The organism is Mesobacillus stamsii, from assembly GCF_030814065.1.
In the GTDB taxonomy this organism is placed as follows: Bacteria; Bacillota; Bacilli; order Bacillales; family Cytobacillaceae; genus Mesobacillus; species Mesobacillus stamsii.
The window spans coordinates 1-4,488 of sequence record NZ_JAUSUN010000055.1 but is presented as its reverse complement, the minus strand read 5'-3'; the positions used below and the strand labels follow the sequence as shown (position 1 = coordinate 4,488).

General features: G+C 38.9%; 3 protein-coding genes. 1 reads left to right on the top strand and 2 read right to left on the bottom strand.

All coding sequences use genetic code 11. The features are described 5' to 3' along the window. Positions 1–343: 343 nt before the first annotated feature. Positions 344–742 carry an IS200/IS605 family transposase gene (tnpA, locus tag J2S25_RS19745; protein ID WP_307192708.1) on the bottom strand — a complete coding sequence of 133 codons (399 nt, stop codon included), beginning with the start codon at positions 740–742 and terminating at the stop codon, positions 344–346. Positions 743–994: 252 nt separating this feature from the next. Then, positions 995–2,326 (bottom strand): CoA-disulfide reductase, encoded by a 1,332-nt coding sequence (locus tag J2S25_RS19740; protein ID WP_307192707.1) that lies wholly within the window; start codon positions 2,324–2,326, stop codon positions 995–997. Between the two features lie 811 nt (positions 2,327–3,137). On the opposite strand from J2S25_RS19740, the gene J2S25_RS19735 reads away from it, so the two are divergent. Then, positions 3,138–4,169 carry a hypothetical protein gene (locus tag J2S25_RS19735; RefSeq protein WP_307192706.1) on the top strand — a complete coding sequence of 344 codons (1,032 nt, stop codon included), beginning with the start codon at positions 3,138–3,140 and terminating at the stop codon, positions 4,167–4,169. Positions 4,170–4,488 lie beyond the last annotated feature (319 nt).

The following is a 4,488-nucleotide window of genomic DNA, read 5'->3' as shown; positions in this document are numbered from 1 at the left end:
AATTTTATTCTATCTAAGACCGATTATACCCAAGCCTTTGGCTAAAGCCAACCAAAATTCATCTCCCACCTACTCATTGGGCTTTAGCCCTTCCCGTTCCTTGAGGATGGGAGACTTCTTTCGGAAATCCGTTAAAAAAATTTCTCAAATTCTTGTCATGAGCAGTAGGAGGACAAACCTTTTGTTTCCAAAAACATTTCGAAAAGGAACGTCCCCATGCTTCACTACAACCAATTTTCTTTATCGCAAGATTTCCATATATAGTCACCAGGGATTTTCCTGTGCTGTTTGATTTTTACAAGTTTTAGTTACGCTTTGTTTTGTTTGGTCATATCCATTCACCTCACTTTTGACCTTGATTTTCGATATATTTTTTGATGTTATCAATTGGAGCACCACCCGTTGTAAGCAGGCAGAAATTCCTTGACCAGAACATTTCTTTCCATAGCCTTTTTCTGATATCCGGAAAATCTCTCTTTATCAATCGAGAACTTGCACTCTTATACGCATTGATGAACTTTGATAATTCTGAGTTAGGATGTGCTTTGAATAAGACGTGGATATGGTCTTTATCATGATTCCACTCCACTAAAGAAATGTTATACTTACTTCCGATTTCAGTGAACTTATCTTTTGCGAAATCAGATATTTCACTGTCGAACACTTGTCTGCGATATTTTACTACCAGAACAAGATGGTAATACATTGAGAATACTGAATGATTATTACTGTCTAATTTCATTGGTATAACAACCCTTCATTACATATATTACTGATTATACCAAAGCCTTTGGCTAAAGCCAACCAAAATTCATCTCCCACCTACTCATTGGGCTATCGCCCTTCACATTCCTTGAGGATGAGAGACTTCTTTCGGAAATCCGTTAAAGCCAGTGACTAGTATGGCCATTGTATGCTCCACCCTTATTCTTTTATCACAATAGATCGACCGTCCCTTTTCCTTCATCATACGAAAGGAGGAAATCGTCCGTTCTTACTTCACTCTCCTAGCTGCCTGCTGAATAGGATCCCACACACCATTATACGGGGGAGCATATGCCAAATCCAGATCAAGCAGCTCGTCTGTCGTCATGGAATGAAATATGGCCGTTGCTAGGACATCTATTCGCTTGTCGACGCCGTTTTCCCCAATAATTTGCCCGCCAAGTACCTTATGAGTCTCTTTATGATAGACAAGCTTCACCTTCATTTTTTTACCATCCGGATAATAACCGGCAATATCCGTTGCAGTAATAGTTACGGATCCACAAGGGATGTTGAGCATGTTTGCCTCCGCTTCTGATAGACCTGTTCTCCCCAGGGTTAACCTGAAAAACTTAATAACCGAACTGCCAACGATTCCTTTAAAGGTTTGATGAATATCCACCATGTTCAATCCGGCGATTTGGCCTTGCTTATTGGCGTGTGTTCCCAATGGGATATGATCATCCTTTTCTTTTACCCGGTGGTATTGGGTGGCACAGTCTCCCGCTGCGTAGATATCTTCTATACTGGTTTGCATATAGGCATTTACTTCGATCGCACCATTTACACTGGTCTTGATTCCTGTTCCTTCTAAAAAGGAGGTATTCGGCTTCACCCCTACAGCGATAAGCACCAAATCCGTTTCATATTCGCCTTTGTCAGTTTTCACAAATTCGACATGCTCCCTTCCGCCGAATGCTTCCACGGATTCACTAATCTTCAAAACAATATTCTGCTTCACTGCTTCATCGTGAATCAGTTCTGCCATATCCGCATCAAAAATTTGCGCTAATTGGTCCTTTCTTTCGATGATTGTTACCTTCTTGCCAAGCTCTGCAAAACTTTCCGCCATTTCCAGTCCGATGTATCCGCCGCCGATCACGGTCACATTCTTTCTATCATTCTGCAAATAATCGATAATTTCTTTGGCATCATGGATGGTCTTTAAAGAGAAAATACCCGGAAGTGTCACGCCTTCCCATTTTGGAACGACCGAACTTACACCAGTGGCAATTAGCAAGCGGTCATAAGGAAGATTAAACGTATCCCCATTTTCGTGGTTTATTCCACTAACAAGTTTATTTTTCGTGTCCACTTTTTGGACTTCATGAAATTCTCGTGCATCAATGCCATATTTTTCTCTAAAAGCAGCTGGAGTGCGCGCAATTAATCGATCGGTAGACTCAATCTTCCCGCTGATTACATAAGGCAGGCCACATTGACCGTATGAATACACGTCACCCTTTTCCAATACCGTAATCTCATTTCCAGAGCTGTTCCGAACCATTTGCATCGCAGCACTCATTCCCGCTGCATCGCCACCAATAATAAGTATTTTCATCTTTATCCCTCCATTCCTTATGTATCTAATTATGATGGAATTTTAACCATTAAAGCAACTTTTAAGAACGGAAAACGAACCTATAATCCTTGTTTCTTTCACTGCCAAACTTCTGGCTATAAATATATTTATAAAGCCCTATGAACTAATACATTCCCTATCTTCTAAAACAAACAAACTCAATGAAACCGGTACTTAATTCTAGGTTATATCTCAAAAATCAGAGTTCCATTGCCTTCTCCTAAAGTGAATGTTAAAGCTTAGATATATTTACTTTTTCGAGTAAAAAAAGCGTGTTTACTTATTGTTGTTTCATCTAAAACAAAAATAAGTTCCATTGTCTTACATACTTAATATTTATTAAACAACGTTTAACATTCCATTCACTCTTTATTAAAAATTCCATATTATAATCAATCCTGTAAATCAAATAAAGTGAGGTGAATCCTATGTTTTTAAAAAAAACTGATTGACAAAAACCCGATCACGATTCAGTACAACGCAAATGGTTCATTAGCCGTTTTTAAAGGCCGCGTCTATGGGCTAAATGTAAAGGAGCAAATTCTTTCACTGAAAGATGAAAAACAAAAGACGTTTTCGATTCGATTTTCGGAAATACGAGCAATTTATTAGTCAAGGATTCTCCTGAATTATTCCTGTATTTCTTTTTGCTTCCTTAAGTCCCTTCCTTAACGAGAATGCCATGTCCAAAGCCAGTCGCTTTGGTCTTATTTGTTTTCGTCAATATAAAAATAGTGACTTGTTTTACATGCCTGGGTATAATTAATTCATACAGAAGGAGGTGAATGAGATGGAGAGAATATTGAACAAGATATTAGAGCGGCTGGATTCCATGGACAAGCGATTTGATGCTGTTGATGCACAGTTTGAATCTGTTGATGCACGGTTTGAATCTATCAAAAATAATTTAATCAATTTAGAGAATGGCCAGCAATCAATGCGGTTAGAATTAAATGATTTATTGAATGGCCAGCAATCCTTGCAGTTAGAATTAAATGATTTATTGAATGGCCAGCAATCCTTGCAGCTAGAACAAAATGATTTATTGAAAGGCCAGCAATCCATGGGGTTAGAACTGAATGCTTTATTGAATGGCCAGCAATCCTTGCAGTTAGAACAAAATAATTTATTGAATGGCCAGCAATCCATGGGGTTAGAACTGAATGCTTTATTGAATGGCCAGCAATCCTTGCAGCTAGAACAAAATGATTTATTGAATGGCCAGCAATCCATGGGGTTAGAACTGAACGATTTATTGAAAGGCCAGCAATCCTTGCAGTTAGAACAAAATAATTTATTGGATGGCCAGCAATCAATGCGGTTAGAACTGAACGATTTATTGAAAGGCCAGCAATCCTTGCAGTTAGAACAAAATAATTTATTGGATGGCCAGCAATCCATGGGGTTAGAACTGAATGATTTATTGAATGGCCAGCAATCCTTGCAGTTAGAACAAAATAATTTATTGAATGGCCAGCAATCCATGGGGTTAGAACTGAATGATTTATTGAATGGCCAGCAATCCTTGCAGCTAGAACAAAATGATTTATTGAAAGGCCAGCAATCCATGGGGTTAGAACTGAATGCTTTATTAAATGGCCAGCAATCCTTGCAGTTAGAACAAAATAATTTATTGAATGGCCAGCAATCCATTTTGTCAGAACAAAGTGAAATGCGGAAGGAAGTGGCATTTTATTACGGTAGTCTGATGAAGAAGCTTGATGAAACAAAAATAGATCTTTCTAGCGAAATCAAGCATGTTTCAAATGTGCAGAAGCTGCACCAGGATGTTTTGGAGATACTGAACGAAAAACAACAGTAATATTTCGCCTTACACCATCTCTTAAATATCCCACAGTTTCCTCAAACAATTTATCTTTCTTATTCCCATCGACAATACCTATGCCATGTAGAAGAGCGTTGCCACAAACGGAGCATCTCTGGGTTCATTGCTCACACCTTATACCTCTCCCACTTAACCACTTGAAGTGGATTAGTGAAGGAAATCCTCAAAAGGAGGGCAAATTAAATGTCATTTTTCCTATCTTTTATCGTTTTCCGACAGAAGACTCCCACCTCAATCGTGTGAAGGGCGAAGCCCAACGATAGGTGGGAGATGAATGTCGGTTAGGCGATAGCCT

Coding starts and splice junctions, on each gene's coding strand:
- tnpA (WP_307192708.1), bottom strand. CDS start 742: ATGAAATTAGACAGTAATAATCATTCAGTATTCTCAATGTATTACCAT.
- J2S25_RS19740 (WP_307192707.1), bottom strand. CDS start 2,326: ATGAAAATACTTATTATTGGTGGCGATGCAGCGGGAATGAGTGCTGCG.
- J2S25_RS19735 (WP_307192706.1), top strand. CDS start 3,138: ATGGAGAGAATATTGAACAAGATATTAGAGCGGCTGGATTCCATGGAC.